This is a genomic window from Blastomonas sp. AAP53, assembly GCF_000331245.1.
GTDB lineage: Bacteria > Pseudomonadota > Alphaproteobacteria > Sphingomonadales > Sphingomonadaceae > Blastomonas.
In genome coordinates this window covers 43,542-64,963 of sequence record NZ_ANFZ01000005.1, presented here as the reverse complement: position 1 = coordinate 64,963, position 21,422 = coordinate 43,542, and the positions used below count along the sequence as shown (strand labels likewise).

Genomic DNA, 21,422 nt, shown 5'->3' with positions numbered 1-21,422 from the left:
GATCGCCTGGCGGTCAAAGCAACCGCTATTTATTAGAATGATGATTCGTATAATGGGCATGCGTGGCGCTTGGCAACGGAATTTTGCACAAGCGCGCTAGGTACATCCGGCCTATGATCCAGCTATCGCCTGCACCTTTGAGACCGGCAAGACGACGCAAAAGCCAGGATTCTGGGCCTGATCCATCCACAGAATCGATGAATTTGGATCGGTACAATTGATTGCGCTAAATCTTGACACCTCACCAGCGATATATAAAATCAGCATTCTAGTTCTTATAGTTCTAATTGGCCCGTCATAAGCGGAAGACCCGCAGGCGGCATACATGGGGAGGATTGCTGATATGCATTCACACGCACTTCGTGCTGCGCTGCTGGCCGGGGCTGGTACCATTGCGCTAGCAACACCGGCGTTCGCGCAAGACAGCGCCGATAGCATTGCAAACAAGGAAATCGTCGTTACCGCCCAGAACCGGGTGCAGAACGTCCAGGACGTTCCCATCGCCATTCAGGTGGTGAGCGGTGAAGATGTCTCCAAGGCCGGGATCAGCGATCTCACCGGTATCCAGCGCCTTGCGCCTGCGATCCAGATCACCAACGATACCAACCTGACGCGCGTGACGCTGCGTGGTGTCGGCACCAACGACAATGCCGAAACGCAGGATACGTCGGTCGTCGTCAATATCGACGGCGAATATATCAATCGGCCTACGGTGCTCAATGCATCGTTGTTCGATCTGGAGCGCGTCGAGGTTCTGCGCGGTCCGCAGGGCACGCTGTCAGGACGCAACGCGACCGGCGGCGCGGTGAACTTCATCACGCGCAAGCCGGGCAACGAGCTCGGCTTCAACATGACCGCGTCTTATGGCAACTATGATCACGTGCTGGTTCAGGGCGGGGTCGATCTGCCCATCGGCGACATCGGCGGCATTCGTTTCTCGGGGTCTTATTCCAAGCGCGACGGCTATTTCAGCCACCCCAACCAGCCCGTCGACACCGGCGATGACTACACGCGCGCAGGTCGTGTCAGCATCAGCCTGAAGCCTATCGATGCGCTGAGCATCGACCTGGCGTTTGAAATGAGCGCGGTCGACAACATCATCGCCAACCAGGCGTTCGTCAACTTCAACAACGGCCTGGCTTTCAATGCAGCATTCGTGCCGGGACCCGGCTGCAACCAGAACGGCTGGTCCAGGGTGGGGGCCGATCCCCGGTTCGTGGTCTGTATTCCGCAGAACACCAACGCGCTACGCACCATCGATCGCAAGAACTACGTGACGTCCGGTCGTGGCCCCGGCGGCAACGAGCAGGATTCGAAGGTTGTGCGCGGTCGCATTGCCTATGATTTCGGCTCTGCAACGCTGACCTACGCCGGTGGCTATCGCCGCACCGATGAATCGTTCGATGCCGCGCTGAACCCCGGCTTCCTGTTCAAGAACTTTGCCAATGACGTGGAAACGCAGAGCCACGAACTTCGCCTCAACGGCGGCGATCAGGGCGGCTTCCAGTGGCAGGTGGGCGCGTTCCACTTCAAGGAAGAGCTCGGCATCGAACGCGGCCTGTTCAACGGCCCCCCGTTCTTCCCCCCGTTCCTGCTGGGCGCCAATGGCGGCTATGTGAACTATTTCAAGCGGGACGTGTTCACCAAGAGCTGGTCAGTGTTCGGCCAGGCCGACGTGCCGATCACCGATGAGCTGACTTTGGTGGTCGGCGCGCGTTACACTGATGACAGGCGCCGCGGCGTCTTCGACGTGTACGGCGGTGCCATCGGCCAGCCTGCATCGCCGCTGTTCAACACCGGCCCCCGCCAGATCACGGCTCCACCGATTGCCGTGCAGACTCCCAGCGCCAAGGCCGACAAGATCACCTGGCTGGCCGGGCTGAACTACAAGCCGGATTCAGACACGCTGATCTATGCCAAGGTTGCGACCGGCTTCAAGGCTGGCGGCTTCGACTCGATCGGCGATTATGCGCCGGAAACCAACACCTCATACGAAGCGGGCGTGAAGAAGAGCTTCGGCTCCACCACGATCAACTTCTCCGGCTTCTATTACGACTACAAGGATCTGCAGGCTGCCGTTCTGCTGGACTCGACGCTCGGTGGCCAGGTGTTCAACGCCGGTGGCGCAACCATCTGGGGTCTGGAACTCGACGCGTCGATCAAGGTGTTCGATGCCGGACGGTTCACGCTCAGCCTGAACTATCTCGACTCGCAGTATGACAACTTCCTGGCGTCTTATGCGGTGTTCTGCGCATCCGAAACGCACCCCACGCTGGGCTGCCTGACCGGCCTGGGCGATCTGGACAGCGACATTACCGCTGGCCCGATCACGCAGCCCAGCCTGGCGGGCAACCGGACGCCGCAGGCTCCAAGCTGGATCATCGCTGCAGGCTATGAGCACACGTTCGACCTGGGCAGCGCGGGGACACTGACGCCCAGCGTGTTCACCCGCTTCAAGAGCAGCTACTTCCTCGACGTGTTCAACTTCGCGGACTCGCGCCAGGGCAGCTTCTCGCAGACCGACGCCACGCTGGAATGGCGGGATGAATCGGGCAGGTTCGGCCTGCAGCTGTTTGCGCGCAACCTCGAAGACAATCAGCCGCTGACCTTCGCCGGGTTCACCGCGGCAGGCAATGACGACATCTACAACTGGCAGTTTGCTGCGCCGCGGACCTATGGCGTGCGCATGTTGCTTGATTTCTGATCTGCCTGGAAAGGGGATGGCGGCTGCCATCCCTGAGGGGCGCAGGCTGCAAAAAGGGTGGTTCCGGTCATCGACGGGAATCGCCCTTTTTTGTCGCTCACCCGCTGCGGTGCGTTGCGGTCTTTGGCAAAAGCCTTGGCCATTCGGGCATATGGCTCTAGAAATAGAATACATATTCCGATATTATCGTCAGGCAATTGGTAACACTAGCCACTGACATGCGGAGAGGCCGGGAACGATGGATGGAGCGCAAGCAAAAGGATGGAGCCGCCGAACCTTTCTGGGTGGTGCGGGCCTGTTGGCGGCGGCGATCGGATTGCCACTTGCCGCGATCAAATTCAAGCTTTTCGACGCTGACGAGGCGCCCAGTGAACGCCAGCGCAGCCTGATGCGCACGGTCAGCCAGATCGTCATCCCTGCGACCGACACTCCGGGGGCGGGCGATGTCGGTGCGGGTGATTTCGTGCTTTTGGGGCTGGCGCATGGTCTTGAGAAATCGCGCAGGCCGCTGTCTGCAGACGCACCCCAGAGCCTCGCCAGTTTTGCCCGCAAGGATGGCTCGCTCGATCAGGCCCGCTGGCTTGAGGCTGAACTGGACGCCCGCGCCCAGAGCGATTTTCTGAAAGTCACGGCCGACAGGCAGGCCGCGCTGGTCGCTGCACTGGATGCTGACGCCTATGCCGAAGGGGTCCGCGACCATCCCTGGCGAACGGTGAAGGCGCTGATTCTCACCGGATATTACACCAGCGAACCGGGCGGCGCGCGCGAGCTGCAGTTCGAACTGGTGCCTGGCACGTACGCACCCAAGGTCCCCGTCACGCCTGCAACCCGCGCTTTTTCAAGCGACTGGACCGCCGTGGACTTTGGCTGAGCAAGGGCTTTTGGTTATGGAATTTGATGCAATCGTCGTGGGTTCGGGGATTACCGGGGGCTATGCCGCCAAGGAACTGACCGAGGCGGGTCTGAAGGTGCTGATGATCGAGCGCGGGCGCGAGATCCGGCACCAGCGCGATTATGCCACCGAGATGAAGACCCCCTGGGAGATGCCGTTTCGCGGTGCGGGCGACCAGGAGCGGTATGCGCGCGAGTTTCCGGTGCAGATGCTCAATCGGCATTTCACCGAATATACGCAGGGCCATTTCGTCAACGATGCCGAAAACCCCTATGCCAAGGCGGACGGCACCGATTTCAACTGGTTCCGCTCGTATCAATTGGGGGGGCGGTCGCTGACCTGGGGACGGCAATCCTACCGCTGGTCGGATTATGATTTCGAGGCGAACAAGCGCGATGGCCATGGCACCGACTGGCCGATCCGCTATGCCGATCTGGCGCCGTGGTACGACAAGGTCGAGCAGTTCATCGGCGTTTCAGGGGCGAGGGAAGGGCTGAAGCAGCTGCCCGATGGCCAGTTTCAGCCGCCGATGGCGCTCAACCCCGTCGAACAGCATGTGCGCGAGGTGATGAAGGCCAACTGGCCCGAACGCTGCCTGACCATCGGCCGCACCGCCAACCTGACCGAGGCCAAGGGCGAGCGCGGCGTGTGCCAGAACCGCTCGATCTGCGCGCGGGGCTGTTCGTACGGCGCGTATTTCTCCACCCAGTCGAGCACCTTGCCTGCGGCGATGGCGACCGGAAGGCTGACCGTCTTGACCGATGCCGTGGTGGAGAAGCTGGAATACGATGCAGCAACCGGCCGGGTGACGGGCGTGCGCTATCTCGATCGGACAACCAGGACCCGCAAGACAGCGATCGCGCGCATCGTTTTTGTCAACGCCGGTGCGTTCAACTCGGTGCACCTGCTGCTCAATTCGGCCAATGAATCCATGCCGTCAGGCCTGGCCAATTCGAGCGGCGTGCTGGGCACCCACATCATGGACCATGCCAGCACGCTGTCGGCGATCGCGCTGATGCCGGGCTTCGAAGCGCACACCACCACCGGCAACCGTCCCACCGGAGTCGTTGTCGCCCGCTATCGCAACATGGATGCGATCGATGGTGAGGGGCATATGCGCGGCTATTCCTATCAGGGCGGGGCGCTGCAAAGCACATGGACCGCGGCCAAGCGTGACCCGGGGATCGGTACCGGGCTGAAGGAAAAGCTGCAGAAGCCCGGCATGTGGCGGATGGTGCTGGTCGCCTTTGCCGATTGCATCCCGCGTGCCAGCAACCGACTGACGCTCGATTCCAACCAGACCGACGCAGATGGCATTCCCCAGCTCAAGATCGCCTTCGCCTTTGGCAAGGAAGAGCGCGCTGCGTTGGCGCAGGCCAAGGCCGACGCCGCCGAAATGCTGACCAAGGCCGGCGGCAACGTGATCATGGGCTTTGACCAACCCGGCCCGGGGGGCAGCGCGATCCACGAAATGGGCGGCGCGCGCATGGGCCATGACCCCGCCACATCGGTGCTGAACAAATGGAGCCAGGCGCATGATGTCGCCAACCTGTTCGTCACCGATGGCGCGCAGATGAGCTCGTCTGCCTGTCAGAACCCGTCGCTGACCTATATGGCGCTGACCGCGCGTGCCTGCGACACGGCGGTATCGATGCTGCGCGAAGGCAAGATCTGATCCGTGAGTGAACCTGCGGCACTGACCCGTCGCCAGCAGAACCTGGCGCTGATGACGCTCATCGTCGCGATGGTGCTCGAGATCGTCGATCTGACGATCATCAACACCGCATTGCCTGCGATCACATCGGGGCTGTCTGCGTCGCCCGAAGCGGTACAGTGGACGATCGCGGGCTATGCGCTGAGTTTTGCGCTGCTGCTGATGGCGGGTGGCCGGCTGGGCGACATGCTGGGATACCGCCGCGTGTTCCTGTGGGGCGTAACCGGTTTCACGATTGCCTCGGTCGCATGCGGTCTTGCCCAGACGCCCGAGCAACTGGTGCTGGCGCGGCTGGCGCAGGGCGCGTCCGCCGCGATCATGTCGCCCCAGGCGCTGGCGCTGATGCAGGTGCTGTTCACCCCGCTGGAGCGCGTATCGAAGATGGCGATGTTCGGGCTGGTCGGCGGCTTGGCGGCGATTGCAGGGCCGGTGCTGGGCGGATTGCTGATCGAACTGGACCTGTTCGATCTGGGCTGGCGGCTGATCTTCCTGATCAATCTGCCGGTGGGCCTGTTCGCGCTCGCAAGCGGCTGGTTTTTCCTGCCCGATCGCAAGTCGTCACGGCCTGCGGGCTTTGATGGTGGAGGCATGATGCTCTTCGGGCTGGCCGTGCTGGCGCTGTTATGGCCGCTGACCCGCGCCGAAGCAGGCTGGAGATGGATCGAGATGGCCAGCCTGATGCTGGTCGCGCCGCTGTTCTTTCTGGCGTGGCGGCATGTGGGCGCGCGGGTGGGTGCGGGGAGGGCGGCGCTGTTCGATCCGTCGCTGCTGGCAATCCTGCCCTATCGGCTGGGTCTTGCAATCTCGATCGGCTTTGCTGCAGCCAACGCGGGCTTCCTCTTGATCTTCGCCTTCGCGCTGCAGACCGAACGCGGCGAAAGCCCGCTGACCACCGGACTGCTGCACATGCCGTTCGGGCTGGGCGCGATGATCGGCATTGCCGTGCTGGGGCGCAATTTCCTGCCGCGCTTCGGCAAATGGGTGATGGTGCTGGGCGGGCTGACGATGATGCTGTCGAGCGCTTTGGTGCTCGCTGGCATCGGCGTGCTCAACCTCTCCTGGCCGATGCTCGCCCCCGGTCTGGTCGTCGCGGGTCTGGGGATGGGATCGCTCTCGGGCTCCATCGCGCCGGTGGCGGTGGCGCAGGTCGATCGTGACCATGCGGGCGCGGCCAGCGGCATGCTCAAGACCGCGCAGCAGATCGGCGGCGCGCTGGGGATCGCGCTGGCGGGCAGCGTCTATTTCGCGTGGCGCGGCAATGCCGACTTCCCGCCATCGCTGGCTGCGATCGGCGTCATCGCCACGCTGCTTGCCATTTGTGTCGTGCTGGCGATCCTGCTGCCTGAGCGCATCTTCCAGACCCCGGTGGCGGTCGCACCGGCGGTCCGAAACCCTGCGGTGTGACCCTGTCACGGCGTCCTGACCGGTAATGGCCCGGAATGCGCGGTGCGGGCCAAGGATGTCTTCTGGCTGGCGACGCGCCCGGACTGGGATGTGGTCTGGGGCGCCCGGCGGCAGGAGCTGGTGATCGCACGCTTTTGCGGCATGTCACGAGCGGATCACGCCCCGGTCAGAACAGCCCGTCGTCGAACAGCCCGTCATCGTCGTCGATGACGCTTTGGCTTGCGGGCATGGCAGCGGGGCTGGCGACCATCAGCGGCATCATGCCTGGCAGCAGGAACTGGTCATGGACGACGCGCTCGCTTGCCATGGTGTAGCTGCGCGCCATGCCGTCCATGATGGCCCTGACAGGGTGGTCGGGCCGGTCGACAAGGGCTCCCGTGGGCCCGAGTTCAGCCTTCAGCAGCGCCTCGATCTGTTCAAGCGCCTCGCCAAGGTCGAGGCTTTCCTCCAGTTCGTCGGTGGTCGACCGAAGCGCGCCGAGTAGCCCGCTGGCCTTGCTCTGAGAGACCGCCATGGCATTTTCGGTGAGCTGCGCGCCATCGGCAATGGCGATCAGGCACTGGTTCAGCCCGCCACCATGGGCATCATGCGCGTGCGCCTGTTCGCGCATCCGCAGCGAGATGGCGTTCAGGTCTTCCGCCTCCACCGTGATCGCGGCAATCGTTTCGTGGAGCGCGTCGGAATGCGCGCGAATTTCCTCGGCGATCACTGCAACCGGTCGGCTGATGCTTTCCACCCGTCTGCACCTGAGGCCGATGTTGATCGCCATCTGCTGCACCTCGATCCGCAGGATGCGCATCGCTGCAGCACGGCCGGCCAGATCGTCCACCGTGTTGACGATCATGCCCAGCGTCTCGGCCGCCTGGTCGTCGGTCTTGCTGAGCTGGGTGATCATCGAATCCGCTTCGGCGATCCCCGCTTCAAGGTTGCGCAGGAACACATCGCCGTCGCCGTCGCTGCTGCCCTTGCTGAGCGCGATCAGGCGATCCGCCTCGGGCACCATGCCGCGCAGCGACGCGACCAGCAGCCGGGTTTCCTTGCGAAACTGGTCGCCTGCGGCAGCGACATGCGCCAGCAGCAGCAGCAGGATGTGATTGGTGGCGGCATGGCGGTCTTCCTCGCCAAGATCGTTCTCGCTCAGCATCGCCTGCAGGTGTTCATAGCCTGCCAGAACATGCTCCAGCCATTGCCGGGCGATGTCGCCCACCTGGATCGCCGCCAGCACGCCTGCAACATTGGCCTGGATGGACCGGGCCAGCGCCGAGGTCTTGTCGGCAAGCTCGGCCAGCGTCGCCTGATGCGCGCGCAGGGCGGCGGCATCGGCTTCCAGTCGATCGGGCACATGCGGCACCACCTTGTCGCACTCGCTGACCAGCAGACGGTCGTGATACTCCATGCTGTGCAGGCTGGTGGCCAGTTCATCCAGCTTGGTTTTCAAGCCCAGCACCTCGCCCTGGCCGGCCTTGATCTGCGCCGACATGGTGTTGGCAAAATCAACGAACGTATCCGCCCCCGATGCTGCGATCTTGACATTGAGGCCGTAGATATCGAGCATTCGCAGTGACCTGTAGACCTCGTCGACATGCGAGGACAGCCGTCGCGACGCAGCGTGGATGGCCCCGACCTCGCCTGCGCGATGCCGGGTCTGGGGGCCGACCGCCGACAAGCGCCGTGCCGCCAGGGTGAGATTGCCCACCGCTGCTGCGCCGTTGCCCGACTGGAAGCTCGATGTCGCCTTGTGGAGCGCGGCGACAATGCCGTCGATCGAGTCCACCGCCTGCGCCAGGGTATTGCCGACCTGCACAAAGCGCGCGTCGATGCCTTGCGTGATATCGGTGAGCAGATCCCGGATCGTGCTGTGCGCATGGTCTGCCGGAGGAACGGACTTGAGGGCAGGGCGCATGTCAATGTGGCCTTTCTTCGCCGGGCCAATCGTCACCCGGCAATGCCTGTTCGGACGGTTCGTTAGCGAGCGGTCGCATGGAGCAGTTCGCGCGCGATCGCGCCCAGCGGGACCACCTTGTCGGCCGCATCGCGGGTGATGGCTTCCTTGGGCATGCCAAAGACGACACAGGTCGCCTCGTCCTGGGCAAAGGTGCGCGCACCGGCCTGTTTCATTTCCAGCAGGCCGCGCGCGCCATCATCGCCCATGCCGGTCATGATGATGCCCACCGCGTTCGACCCGGCGCTGGAAGCGGCAGAGCGGAACAGCACGTCGACCGAGGGGCGGTGGCGCGAGACCAATGGCCCCTCGCGCACCGAAACCAGATACCGCGCGCCCTGGCGCTGCAGCAACGTGTGCCGCCCGCCCGGAGCGATCAGGACATGCCCGCGCATCACCGTGTCACCGTCCTGCGCCTCCTTGACGCTGACCTCGCACAGGCCATCCAGCCGCTTGGCAAAGGCGCGGGTGAACTGTTCGGGCATATGCTGCACCACGACGATGCCGGGAGAATTGGCGGGCAGCGCCATCAGCACCTCGCGCAAGGCTTCGGTACCACCGGTGGACGCGCCGATGCACACGACCATCTCGGTGGTCCGGCTCATCGCCCGTCCCGATGGCGGCGGCATCAGCATGGCATCGGCGGTCAGCTTTGCCTCGACCCGCACGGGCCGCGCCGCAGCCTTGCGGCCCCGTACCCGTGCCCGCGCCGCGCCCTTGACCGTTTCACGGATCATCATGCGCGATTCCGTCAGATGGTCGGCAACGCCCATGCGCGGCTTCAGGATCACGTCCACCGCGCCAGCCTCCAGCGCGTGCATCAGCGTCTCGGAGCCTTCCTCGGTCAACGACGAGCACATCACCACCGGCACGGGGCATTGTTCCATGATCTTGCGCAGGAAGGTGATGCCATCCATGCGCGGCATCTCGACATCGAGCGTGATGACGTCGGGCAACTCGTCCTTGATGTAACGTGCTGCAGCAAACGGGTCCGATGCAGCACCGATGACCTCGATTTCCGGATCTTCCTGCAGCACCGCGGTCAACGCCTGGCGCACGCTGGCACTATCATCGACGATGAGCACACGAATCTTGGGAATGGCCATGTGCTGTCATATCCTCTGGAAAATCGTGTTGCTGACACTCTTGAGCCTGCGATCCTGGCCGACATTCGATTCCGAATGGCCCAGCATCAGGTAACCGCCGGGTGCCAGCTGCTCGCACAATCGTTCCACCACTGCAGTCTGGGTGGGCTTGTCGAAATAAATCAGGACATTGCGGCAGAAGATGAGGTCGACAGGATCACCGATCGGGTAGCTGTCGTTCATCAGGTTCAGACGACCGAAGCTGACCTTCTTGCGCAGCGCAGGTGCGATCCGCACTTCGGGGCGCGAGGGATCCTTGGGTTCCATGACATAGCGGTGGCGCAGGGCCTGGGGCACCGGTTCCAGCATCTCGGTCGGATAGATGCCCTTGATCCCGGCCTGCAGCATGTTGCTGTCCAGATCGGTCGCAAGGATCTCGTAATCCGGCCCGCCGTGGGACCGTGCATAGTCATCCAGCACCATGGCCAGCGTATAGGGTTCGGCACCGTTGGAGCAGGCCGCGCTCCAGCATCGGATCGTCCGCCGTCGCTGGCTGGTATAGGCTGGCAGGATGGTCGAGACGAGATAGTCGAAATGGTTGCGTTCGCGGAAGAAGTCGGTCTTGTTCGTGGTCACCGCGTTGAGCAGCGCGTCGATCTCCTCGCGAGAGACGTCCTCGCTTAGGATATGTGCGCAATAGTCGTTGAGATCGGCATGCCCGGTCGCACGCACCCGGCGTCGCAGCCGGCCTTCCAGCATGGTGATCTTCGACGGAGGCAGCCGGATGCCGCACTCGTCGTAGATCAGCGATGCCAGCGCGCGGAAATGCTGCGGGCTGATCACATCGGAGGCGACAAGGGTGTTGCGCAGGGGCATGGCAGACATCGTCATGCAGCCCTGGCAGCGGACGAGATCATCTGCGATTCGTCGGTCGAGAATATGCTGGCCACATCGACGATGACGACAAAGCCATATTCGCGGCGAACAACACCGGTGATATAGTCCGACTTCCAGCGAACTCCGATATCGGGCGCTTTCTCGATCTGCGCGGTCTGCATGGTGGTGACTCCCAGGACCCGGTCGATGACCACGCCCAGCGACAAGGTGCGGTCGGGCAGTGCCATGTCCAGAATCAGGATGCGGGTCGCCAGCGTCGGTTGTGCCGGGGCGAGACCCAGCCGGATGCGAAGGTCCACCGTCGGCACGCCTTCGCCGCGCACATCGGTCAGGCCCACGAAATAGGCCGGGCCGTTGGGAACATGGAACGGCTGGCTGTAATCCAGGATCTCGCGGACCAGCGTGACCGGGACAGCGAACACCTCGTCCCCCAGGCCAAACTCGACCACCTGGATTTCAGACGGCGCGCTCATGCTGCCTGTCCGAAATCGGCGTCGTCCTGATCCACGCCGCCGCGGTCGAGATCCAGCGCGAAACCCTTGGCCCGCTCCTGCTGATGGGCAACCGAATTGGGCTTTGCCCGAGGTGCGGCTGCAGATGACGGCGTCTTGCCCCTGCTGACCGGGCGCTTGGGCGCGGTCTTCATGGCCGGGCGCGCAACCCTTTCGGCCGAGAGCCTGGCCGTGTTGTCGCCGATCTGGAAGAAGGCGATGCTCTGTTGCAGTTCCTCTGCCTGGCTTGCCAGCTCTTCCGATGTCGAGTTGATCTGTTCGGAAGCTGCGGCGTTCTGCTGGGTCACCTGGTCCAGCTGCTGGATCGCCTCGTTGATCTGTGCGGTGCCGATGTCCTGTTCGCGGCAGGCGGCGCTGATCTCGGAGACAAGTTCGGCGGTACGGCGGATATCCGGCACCAGCCGGCCGAGCATCTCGCCGGCCTCGGTGGCAGCCCTGACCGTTTCGGACGACATCGTGCTGATTTCGGCCGCAGCGCCCTGGCTGCGTTCGGCGAGCTTGCGCACCTCGGATGCCACCACCGCAAAGCCGCGGCCATGTTCGCCGGCACGCGCCGCCTCGACCGCAGCATTGAGGGCCAGCAGATCGGTCTGGCGGGCAATTTCCTGCACGATGCCGATCTTCTCGGCGATCGTCTGCATCGCGCTCACCGCCTTGTTCACCGCATTGCCGCTGTTTTCGGCGTCCTTGGCGGACTGGCGGGCAATCTTTTCGGTCTGGGCCGCATTGTCGGCGGTCTGTTTGACGTTGGCGGCCATCTCTTCCATCGATGCAGACGCCTGTTCGGCAGCCGCAGCCTGCTCGGTCGCGCCTTGCGACACCTGCTCGGAGCTGGCGGCCAGCTCCTGGCTTCCTGCACCCACCTGGTCGGCAGCACCGCCAATGTTGACCGCAAAGCGCGTCAGGCTGTCGACGAGATTGTTGATCGAATCCTTCATGCGGCGGTGGTCGCCTTCGCATTCGATCTCCACCCGCTCGATCAGCGAGCCGGTGCTCACCTGGTCGAGAACCCGGTTGCCTTCCTCGATGGGCAGAAGGATGGCATCGAGCATCCCGTTGATGCCATGCACGACCTGCCCGAAATCGCCGGGGAAGTCGTTGGCATTGCTGCGCTCCTGCAACTGACCGGCAGACGATGCATCGATCAGGCGGCGGATTTCGCCCATGATTGCCTTCAGGTTGGCGCGCAGCAGTTCGATCGTGTCGTTGATGAACGCCTTCTTGCCGGGCAGCTGCTCCATCGGTGCGTCAAAATTGCCTTCGCCGAATTGTTGGACGCAAGCCATCGCCTTCTTCTTGGCGGCAATGTGGTTGACGACCATCGTGTTGACGGCATGGGCCATGGTCGCGAAATCGCCATGGAACTTTTCAGCCGGCACAAAGACGTCGATATCGCCCTTGTCGTGCTCGGCGGACATATGGTTCATCTCGGTGATCAACCCGCGCAGGTTGCCGCGCAACAGTTCGATCGTGTCGTTGATGAAGGCCTTCTTGCCGGGGAGCTGAGCCATCGGCGATTGGAAATCGCCCTCGGCAATGCCCTGCACGCAGGTCATCGCCTGTTTCTTGACGTTGATGTGGCTGAGCACCAGCTCGTTGATCAGATGCGCAACTTCGCTGAAATCTCCGCTGAAATCGGCCGGGCTCAGGCAGACATCAATGTCACCGCGCACATGTTCCGCCGAGACGTGCTCGATCCCGCGTTTCAGCGCCAGGACCGGCGCATTCACCGTATCGAGCAGATCGGTGACAGCAGCGAGCATGTCCCGCGCCGGCCCGGTCGATGCAGACAGATCGAGGCGCGCCCTGGCATCGCCAGCACCGATGGCCTGCGTCAGGCGACGAACCTCTTCAATCGCAACATCAGCGTGCGAGCTGGGCTTCAAGGAAATGGACGGGCGCAACATGAGACATGTCTCCTAAACAGATTATCGTGTTGAAATTCAGTGTTTAATCAAATGAACCAGCGCAGCTTCGATCGGTTCTGAACAGCGCGCTGACCCTGGGCAACACGATGATCGGGCTGTCGGCAGCGGGTCTGACCCTGCCGCGAACGATCCTGATCAGGCTGCCTGGCCAAAGTCAGCGTCATCGTGATCCGCCCCGCCACGATCGAGGTCGAGCGCGAAGCCGGTGATGCGTTCCTGCTGGTGGGCGACCGAGTTAGGCTTTGCCTTTGGTGCAGCCGGTTTTGCCACCCTCGCCTTTTGCATGGGGCGTCGCACGGCCTTGGCAGCCGGGCGTACATGGCCCGCGCCGGGGCTGGATGCATGGGTGTCCACGCGGAAATAGGCGATGCTGTGCTGAAGTTCCTCGGCCTGTGCGGCCAGCTCTTCGGATGTTGCGCTGATCTGCTCGGACGCGGCAGCGTTCTGCTGGGTCACCTGGTCAAGCTGCTGGATGGCCTCGTTGATCTGCGCGGTGCCAATGTCCTGCTCGCGGCAGGCGGCGCTGATCTCCGAGACCAGCTCGGCGGTGCGGCGGATATCGGGCACCAGTCGGCTCAGCATCTCGCCAGCTTCGGCAGCGGCCTTCACCGTCTCCGACGACATCGTGCTGATCTCGGCGGCTGCACCCTGGCTGCGTTCGGCGAGCTTGCGCACCTCGGATGCCACCACCGCAAAGCCGCGACCATGTTCGCCGGCGCGGGCCGCCTCGACCGCTGCGTTGAGCGCCAGCAGGTCGGTCTGCCGCGCGATTTCCTGCACGATGCTGATCTTTTCAACGATGGTCTGCATGGCGCCGACAGCCTTGCTGACGGCAACGCCACTGTTTTCGGCGTCCTTGGCGGACTGGCGTGCAATCTTTTCGGTCTGCGCTGCGTTGTCGGCGGTCTGTTTGACGTTGGCGGCCATCTCTTCCATCGATGCAGACGCCTCTTCGGCAGCAGCAGCCTGTTCGGTGGCGCCTTGTGAGACCTGTTCCGAACTCGACGAGAGCTCCTGGCTGCCTGCAGCGACATTGCCGACCGCAGCAACGGTGTCACCGACCACCGACCGCAGCCGTTCGATCATCGCGATCAGCGCCTGGCCAAGCTTGTCCTTGTCCGACAGCGCCGTGTACTCGATGGTCAGGTCGCCGCTGGCGATCGATTCCGCCAGATTTGCCGTCTGGCGCAGGTTGCTGCGCAGCAGTTCGATGGTGTCGTTGATGAAGGCCTTCTTGCCTGGCAACTGCTCCATGGGCGCGTCGAGATTGCCTTCGCCGAACTGGTGGACGCAGGCCAGTGCCTTCTTCTTGGCGGCGATGTGGTTGATCACCATGGTGTTGACCGCACCGGCCATCACGCCGAAATCGCCCTGGAATTTTTCGGCAGGGACAAACACGTCGATATCGCCCTTGTCGTGCTCGGCCGACATCAGGTTCATTTCCGCGATCAGGCCACTGAGGTTGCTGCGCAGCAGTTCGATGGTGTCGTTGATGAAGGCCTTCTTGCCGGGGAGCTGTTCCAGCGGTGCCTTGAAGTTGCCCTCGGCAATGCCCTTGACGCAGGTCATCGCCAGCTTCTTGACGCTGATATGGCTGTCGACCAGGCCGTTGATCGCCTCGGCGATGAGCGCATAGTCGCCGGTGTATTCCGATGGCCGCAGGCTGACGTCGATGTCGCCGCGCGCATGCTCGGCCACGACATGGTCGATCCCGCTCTTCAAGGCCCGGACCGGTGCGGTCAGGCTGTCGATCAGATCGCTGACGGCAACAAGGATGTCGCGCGCAGCGCCCGTCGATCCCGACAGGTCTGCGCGGATACCGGTATCGCCGTTCCTGACCGCCTGCGTCAGCCGACGCACTTCCTCGATGGCAGTATCTGCATGAGAAGTCTGGGTCAGGGAAAAGGACGGGCGCAACATGAAACGTGTCTCCTGATTGAATCGGTCTTGTCTGGGTATCGGCTTTGGCTACGAAGAGGCGTCGCTTGGATCGGTGCTGAAAATCGCGCCCAGGTTGGGCAGGACGATGATGCCGCCCGATTGCCGGACGAGGTCGTGGATGAAATCGCGGCGCCAGCGCATGCCGACGGCCGGCGGTGTTTCGGCATCGTTGCGATTCAGAGTGGTCACCTCGTGCACCTTGTCGGTGCGCATGCCGATCTGCGTCGGCTCGCCATCGACCTCGATCTCGATGACAATGATCCGGCTGTCGACACTGACCTGCGCGGGCGGCATGTCGAACGCCAGCCGCAGATCGGCGATGGGGATGATCTTGCCGCGAAAGTTGACGACGCTGCTGACCAGCATGGGCGCGCCCGGCACCTTCGTCTCGGGCAGCAGGTCCAGGATTTCGCGAACCTGGATCGCTTCGATCGCCAGCGTTTCTTCGCCCAGATCGAAGGTCAGAACTTCCAGCTGGCCCTGATCATCCCAGTTTGCCGAGGCGGGTTTGGTGAGAATATCCTGCATAAGCTCAACCGGCTGCAAGCAGCCGCTCCTCCTGGGCCTGGCCAACGCTGACGAGTTGCAGAGTGTCGAGGATCAGGGCGACGCTGCCGTCTCCCAGGATCGTCGCCCCGGCAAAGGCGGGGACATCACGATGCAGCGCCGACATGGCCTTGATTACCGTCTGGTGGCTGCCGATGATCTGATCGACGACCAGTCCGACGCGCTCACCGCCCGTCGTGATCACCACGATCTTCTGGTGCGGATCGGGCCGGGTGCCGGTTTCGAACATGTCGCGCATGCGGATGAACGGGACCAGCCGGTCGCGCAGCGTGACGAAGCTGCGCCCGCGCGAACGAAGATCGTCTTCCAGGCTGAGCTCGATGCATTCCTCGACAGCCCCCAGCGGAATGACATAGCGGCCTTCCCCCACGCGCACGAGCAGCCCATCGATGATGGCCAGCGTCAGCGGGATGCGCAGCGTGACCGTCGATCCCTCGCCCGGGTTCGATGCAATGTCGATGGTGCCGCGCAGGCTTTCGATCGTCCGCTTGACCACATCCATGCCGACGCCGCGCCCGGACAGGTTGGTGACCTGCGCTGCGGTGGAAAATCCGGGGTGGAAGATCATCTGCATCAGTTCGCTGTCGCTCATCTGCTGGCCCGGTTCGATCAGCCCCTGCGCTTCGGCCTTGGCGCGCACGCGCTCGCGATCGATGCCGCGGCCGTCGTCGCGGATGGTGATCAGCACCTCGCCTGCGGCCTGCTGCGCCGATAGCCTGACCTGGCCGGCGGCAGGCTTGCCAGCGGCAATCCGGTCCTCGGCGGTTTCGAGCCCATGGTCGCAGGCATTGCGGATCAGGTGGACCATCGGATCGGCCAACCGCTCGATCACAGTCTTGTCGACCTCGGTCGTCTCGCCATGGGTCGAAAGCTCGATCGTCTTGCCGGTCTCGCGCGCCAGATCGTGCACCAGGCGGCGAAACCGTCCGAACAGGCTGGCCACCGGCACCATGCGCAGCACCATCATGGTGTCGCGCAGTTCGCTCGCCAGGCGTTCGATGTCTTCGGCAACCGATCGCAGCGCCAGTTCACCGGCAGGTCCGCGCACGCCGCCATGGGCAAGCTGCGCAAGGCGGCTCTGGACGATGACGAGTTCGCCGACCCGGTCCATCAGCACATCCAGCCGCTCGGCAGGAACGCGTACGCTTTCGGTCGGCGTGCCGACGGGGCGGCCGCGCGCGGTATCGGCCGTGGAGGCTGCACCGGTCTCGACCGGAGAGGTCTCCCGGGCCTCACCGACCGCAGCCGCTTCGGCCTGTACCGGCTGGGCCGCGATCTCTGTTGCGGATATGGCGGGGTCTTCTTCGCCGCATGCCAGCGGCACGATGTCCAGTTCCATGTCGTCCATCACGAAGATGAAGACGTCCTCGATGTCTTCGCGCGTCACATCGCCGCGCAGTTCCACCTGCCAGCCGATATGGCACTGGCTGGCATCCAGCTCTGCCAGAGGCGGGATGCGGTCGGTGAGCGCAGTCACCTTGGCATCGCCCAGGCCGCGCATCTCGTCGAGCAATGCCAGCGGATTGGTGCCGTTGGCCATCGCATCGGGCGGCAGGTAGAAGGTGACCCGCCAGCCCGAAGCGCCATGGGTTGCCGGTACTGCGCCATTGCCATCGCCATCGCCAGGGGCAGCTGCCACCATGGCCTCATTGTCATCACCAATGGCATTGTGCAGACGGGCAAGGATGTCGTCGCCAGCCGCAGCCAGTCCCGATCCGTCGCCATCGACAAGTGCCTGCATGTGGTCCATTGCCGACAAGATGACGGCCACCAGTTCCTGGGTCGCCGGCACCTTGCCCTTGCGCACCCGGTCGAAGGCGGTTTCGCAATGATGGGTGAAGTTGGCCAGTGCATCGAAGCCGAACATCGCCCCCGATCCCTTGAGCGTGTGCAGCCCCCGGAAAACGGTATCGACCAGGTCGCGGCTTTCCAGATCGTGCGTGAGGTCGAGCAGAGCCTGCTCGATGCCGACCAGCAGCTCGCCTGCCTCCACCCGAAAGGCAGCAATAGGGTCCTGGCCGTTCATCGGCTGAGCACCTTGGCGGCAACGCGCAGCAGTTGTTCGGGCACGAACGGTTTGACCAGCCATCCTGTCGCACCGGACTGGCGCGCGTCCTGCTTCATGCCCTCGTCGGACTCGGTGGTGAGGAAGATGATCGGCGTGCCGAGCTGGATCGGCAGCTTGCGGATTTCGCGGATCATCTCCAGCCCGTTCATCCGGGGCATGTTGAGATCGGCGATGATCATGTCGAACTTGGCGGAGCGGGCCTTCTCAAGCCCTTCCATGCCGTCTGCCGCCTCGGTCACGGCATAGCCCGCGCCGCTGAGCGCGATGCGGATCGCGATGCGCAGACTGGAGGAATCGTCGACGGTCAGGATCGAGGCAGTCACAGGAGATGTCCTTCTTCAGGCCGCAGCTCGCGAGCGTCCGCGAGGAGCGATGGCGAAAGCCCGGCTCGGACGAGCACAGACGACAGGTATTCATTGGAGGCGGGGTGAAAGACTGCAGACTTTCCGGATGCCGAGACGTAATTTACAGTCGCATAAGCGAGCTGCGCAAAGCACAAGTCGGCATCGCACAATTCTGAGACATCAATCGTGATCGATATGTCTTGATCCAGTTGCGTTACGATCTCATCGCGCAGAGTATTGCAATTCTGGATATTGCCGCTCGGGCCCACTTTTAAGGTCGTGTCCATCCGTTCGGTCCCCCCTAGAACCTGTCGCGATTGGACGCCCAATTTCTCAATCAAAGGTTAAATTCGAGGTTCAGTTAACGCCAATCCTGACACAGCATGTGAAAATTAATCGGGGTCTGTTCGGTGCTTGCCGTTTCTATCTTCAAAAACTGGAAGATATTTCCAATAAATCACCAGTTTGAAGGCTTGCCGGCCCTTGAAGTGATAGATGTTTGGCGGGGAGTGAATGGATCCCTACTGAACCAGTAAGCATTTTGATTATGCATGATTGCGCGAATACTGGTGCACACTTCGTTTGCAGTTATGGTAAACAAAACTCGGTGGCTGTTCCGGAGTGCCAGATGCGAGTAACCCGACTCGGGCAGCGCCAGCAGCCTGGTGCTTGTCACCGGGGTTTCCGGCGGTCACGAGCGCGCTTGCTCCGCCAGGGGCTGCGGTCTATCTGAACCGCTATCCTATCCCCTTGCGTTTGTTGCGGAGTTTCCCCGATGCGTTTTCCCCTGTTGCTTGCTTCCACTGCCCTGCTGATGTCGGCACCGGTCCTTGCCGAAGAGGGCATGTGGCTGCCGGGGCAGACCCCCGCACTGGGCGAAAAGCTGAAAGAGGCAGGGCTTGAACTGTCGCCTGCGGACCTTGGCAACCTCAGTGTCGCGCCGCTCAACGCCATCGTCTCGCTGGGCGGCTGCTCGGCCTCGTTCGTCAGCCCCGAAGGCCTGGTCGCGACCAACCATCACTGCGTGTATGGTTCGATCCAGTACAACTCCAAGCCCGGCCAGGATTATCTGACCGATGGTTTTCTTGCGAAGACCTATGGCGATGAACTGCAGGCCGCGCCCGGATCGCGCATCTTCGTGATCGAGGATCTGCGCGATGTCACCGCGGCGATGAACAAGGGCATTACCACGAAGCTCTCGGGCCTCGATCGCTACAACCGGCTGGAAGCCAACCGCAAGGGGCTGATTTCCGAGTGCGAAAAGCAGGCCAACCGGCGCTGCGACGTGCGCCCCTATTTCGGCGGTCAGACGTATTTCCTGCAGCAGCAGCTCGAGATCAAGGATGTGCGGCTGGTCTATGCGCCGGCTGGCGGGATCGGCAATTTCGGCGGAGAGACCGACAACTGGCAGTGGCCGCGCCACACCGGCGACTTCGGCTTTTACCGCGCCTATGTTGCGCCCGACGGTGCGTCTGCGCCCTATTCGGCGGACAATGTGCCTTACAAGCCCAAGTCGTGGCTGAAGATTGCCGACAAGCCGCTGGCAGAGGGCGATTTCGTGATGGTCGCGGGCTTCCCCGGCGTCACCCAGCGCCACTGGACCGCCGCTGAAGTCCGTCACAATTTCGAGCAGGTCTATGCCATCGACCAGCAGCTGCGCGCCGATTATTCCGCCGCGATCGAAAAGGCGGTGAAGGGCAACAAGGACGCGGAAATCAAGTACGCCTCGATCCTCAAGGGATCGGACAACTACAAGAAGAAGCTGCTGGGCGAGATCGCCGGGGCCGATGCCATCGACCTGCTGGGCCGCAAGGACAAGGCCGATGCAGAGTTCCGCGCCTGGGTGGCGGCGGACGCAGCGCGCGAAAAGCAGTACGGCAAGGCGCTGGCCGATCTGGATGCTCTGGTGGCGGAATCGAACCAGGCGCGGGTGGACAACATGCGGCTGGGTACGGTCAACCGCGCGCAGTTGCTGACGGCGGCGCAGCTGCTCTATCGCTGGGCCAAGGAGCGCGAGAAGCCCGACGCGCAGCGCGAGCCCGGTTTCCAGGATCGTGACCGCCTGGGCATCCGCGAACGCCTGACCCAGACCGAGCGCCGCTTTGATGCCGGCGTCGACCGCGTGCTGTTCGAACAGGCTCTGGGCGAATATGCCAAGGTCGCCGCCGACAAGCGCAACGCACCGCTGGAAACCAGGATTGCAGCGATCGGCATGGACCGGCTCTATGCCGACACGCAGCTGGGCGTCACCGCCACGCGCATCGGCTGGATGGACAAGCCCGCTGCCGAGTTCGAAGCATCCACTGACCCGTTCATCCAGCTTGCCGTTGCCGCGTATCCGGGCGCCAAGGCCGACGAGGCCAAGGCGAAGGAACGGGCAGGCCGCGTGCAGGCGGCGCGCTCGCAGGTGATGGCAGGGCAACTCGCGTTCGCCAAGTCGCAGGGTCGCACGCTGTATCCCGATGCCAATGGCTCGCTGCGGTTCACCTATGGCAAGGTCACCGGCAAGCAGCGCGATGGTCTGATCTGGACGCCGTTCACCACTGCCGAGGGGCTGGTGGCCAAGCAGACCGGACGCGGCGAGTTTGATGCGCCCAAGGCGGCGATCGGTACGCTGAAGGCGCGCGATTTTGGCACCTATGCCGATGCCAAGCTGGGAACACTTCCGGTCAACTATCTGTCGACCGTCGACATCACCAACGGCAATTCGGGATCGGCAACGCTGAATGCGCGCGGCGAGTTCGTCGGCCTGGCGTTCGATGGCACGCTCGACGGCGTGGTGTCGGACTGGTCGTACGATGCGACCATCAACCGCACCATCCATGTCGACAGCCGCTTCATGCTGTGGACGATGGACAAGGTCGATGGCGCGCAGCGTCTGCTGACCGAAATGGGCGTTGGCCAATAACCGACGCTGTACAGGTGATGGGGGCGGCGGACTGTCCGACAGGCGACCAGAACGCCACCGGCAGGCTGTCGTCCCCGGCCCGACGCGTCAAGCATGGGCCAACTGCTGATACCTTGCGAGATGTTCAATGAAAGCCATGCTCCGCTCTGCCTTTGCCCTGGCGCTGGTTGCCGCCGGAACTGCTGCCTTTGCTGCACCTGCCAAGGGTGATGCGGCGTTGGGCAAGCGGCTCTTCCTGCGCTGTTCGGCCTGTCACACGGTGTCGTCCAAGGCTCCGGCCAAGGTCGGGCCGCACTTGCAGGGCGTGGTTGGGCGCAAGGCGGGAGCTGTCGCAGGCTTTGGCTATTCGCCTGCCATGAAGGGTTCTGCTGTCGTCTGGAACGAGGCGACGCTCGACAAGTGGTTGCAGCGCCCGCAGGCGGTGGTTCCCGGCACGACCATGGCCTTTGCAGGCCTGCCCAAAGAGGCGGATCGCAAAGCGCTGATAGCCTATCTCAAAAAGCCCGCGCCCTGAGC

16 protein-coding genes are annotated in these 21,422 nt (G+C 63.1%); 6 read left to right on the top strand and 10 right to left on the bottom strand.

Annotated features, from left to right (window positions below; translation table 11 throughout):
- Positions 1-343: 343 nt before the first annotated feature.
- The 4 genes from D618_RS0102835 (at position 344) to D618_RS0102820 (ending at position 6,714) form a co-directional block, all read left to right on the top strand.
- Positions 344-2,704, top strand: coding sequence for a TonB-dependent receptor (locus D618_RS0102835; protein ID WP_017669972.1), 2,361 nt, complete (start codon positions 344-346; stop codon positions 2,702-2,704).
- Between the two features lie 238 nt (positions 2,705-2,942).
- The gene (locus D618_RS0102830; RefSeq protein ID WP_026091218.1) at positions 2,943-3,575 is read left to right on the top strand and encodes a gluconate 2-dehydrogenase subunit 3 family protein; all 633 of its coding nucleotides are present in this window, start codon (positions 2,943-2,945) and stop codon (positions 3,573-3,575) included.
- A gap of 16 nt (positions 3,576-3,591) precedes the next feature.
- A complete protein-coding gene (locus D618_RS0102825) occupies positions 3,592-5,271 on the top strand; it encodes a GMC family oxidoreductase (RefSeq protein WP_017669970.1) in 1,680 nt (559 codons plus the stop codon).
- Between the two features lie 3 nt (positions 5,272-5,274).
- Positions 5,275-6,714: an MFS transporter gene (locus D618_RS0102820; RefSeq protein WP_017669969.1), complete on the top strand. Its 1,440-nt coding sequence runs from the start codon at positions 5,275-5,277 to the stop codon at positions 6,712-6,714.
- Between the two features lie 166 nt (positions 6,715-6,880).
- Here the strand turns inward: D618_RS0102820 and D618_RS0102815 are convergent, their stop codons facing one another.
- The 10 genes from D618_RS0102815 to D618_RS0102770 all read right to left on the bottom strand — a co-directional run bounded on the left by D618_RS0102815 (position 6,881) and on the right by D618_RS0102770 (position 18,285).
- Positions 6,881-8,617, bottom strand: coding sequence for a hypothetical protein (locus D618_RS0102815; protein WP_017669968.1), 1,737 nt, complete (start codon positions 8,615-8,617; stop codon positions 6,881-6,883).
- Between the two features lie 62 nt (positions 8,618-8,679).
- Positions 8,680-9,762 carry a chemotaxis response regulator protein-glutamate methylesterase gene (locus tag D618_RS0102810; protein WP_017669967.1) on the bottom strand — a complete coding sequence of 361 codons (1,083 nt, stop codon included), beginning with the start codon at positions 9,760-9,762 and terminating at the stop codon, positions 8,680-8,682.
- A gap of 6 nt (positions 9,763-9,768) precedes the next feature.
- Positions 9,769-10,626, bottom strand: a complete 858-nt coding sequence (locus D618_RS0102805) for a CheR family methyltransferase (protein WP_051041219.1) — start codon at positions 10,624-10,626, stop codon at positions 9,769-9,771.
- 2 nt (positions 10,627-10,628) lie between these two features.
- On the bottom strand, positions 10,629-11,111 hold the full coding sequence (locus D618_RS0102800; protein ID WP_017669965.1) for a chemotaxis protein CheW: 483 nt from the start codon (positions 11,109-11,111) through the stop codon (positions 10,629-10,631).
- Positions 11,108-13,057: a methyl-accepting chemotaxis protein gene (locus tag D618_RS0102795; RefSeq protein ID WP_017669964.1), complete on the bottom strand. Its 1,950-nt coding sequence runs from the start codon at positions 13,055-13,057 to the stop codon at positions 11,108-11,110. Before D618_RS0102795 ends, D618_RS0102800 begins: the two co-directional genes overlap by 4 nt.
- Positions 13,058-13,213: 156 nt before the next feature.
- A complete protein-coding gene (locus D618_RS0102790; RefSeq protein ID WP_017669963.1) occupies positions 13,214-14,998 on the bottom strand; it encodes a methyl-accepting chemotaxis protein in 1,785 nt (594 codons plus the stop codon).
- Positions 14,999-15,046: 48 nt separating this feature from the next.
- A complete protein-coding gene (locus tag D618_RS0102785; protein ID WP_017669962.1) occupies positions 15,047-15,547 on the bottom strand; it encodes a chemotaxis protein CheW in 501 nt (166 codons plus the stop codon).
- Between the two features lie 4 nt (positions 15,548-15,551).
- On the bottom strand, positions 15,552-17,612 hold the full coding sequence (locus D618_RS0102780; protein WP_017669961.1) for a chemotaxis protein CheA: 2,061 nt from the start codon (positions 17,610-17,612) through the stop codon (positions 15,552-15,554).
- Positions 17,609-17,977, bottom strand: coding sequence for a response regulator (locus D618_RS0102775; protein WP_017669960.1), 369 nt, complete (start codon positions 17,975-17,977; stop codon positions 17,609-17,611). Before D618_RS0102775 ends, D618_RS0102780 begins: the two co-directional genes overlap by 4 nt.
- Positions 17,974-18,285 (bottom strand): hypothetical protein, encoded by a 312-nt coding sequence (locus D618_RS0102770; RefSeq protein ID WP_152414507.1) that lies wholly within the window; start codon positions 18,283-18,285, stop codon positions 17,974-17,976. The genes D618_RS0102775 and D618_RS0102770 overlap by 4 nt, the downstream gene beginning before the upstream one ends.
- Positions 18,286-18,812: 527 nt before the next feature.
- On the opposite strand from D618_RS0102770, the gene D618_RS0102765 reads away from it, so the two are divergent.
- Both D618_RS0102765 and D618_RS0102760 read left to right on the top strand, forming a co-directional pair.
- Positions 18,813-20,906 carry a S46 family peptidase gene (locus D618_RS0102765; RefSeq protein ID WP_238550572.1) on the top strand — a complete coding sequence of 698 codons (2,094 nt, stop codon included), beginning with the start codon at positions 18,813-18,815 and terminating at the stop codon, positions 20,904-20,906.
- Between the two features lie 127 nt (positions 20,907-21,033).
- Complete coding sequence (locus D618_RS0102760; protein WP_017669957.1) at positions 21,034-21,420, top strand: cytochrome c family protein; 387 nt, start codon at positions 21,034-21,036, stop codon at positions 21,418-21,420.
- Positions 21,421-21,422: the final 2 nt, after the last annotated feature.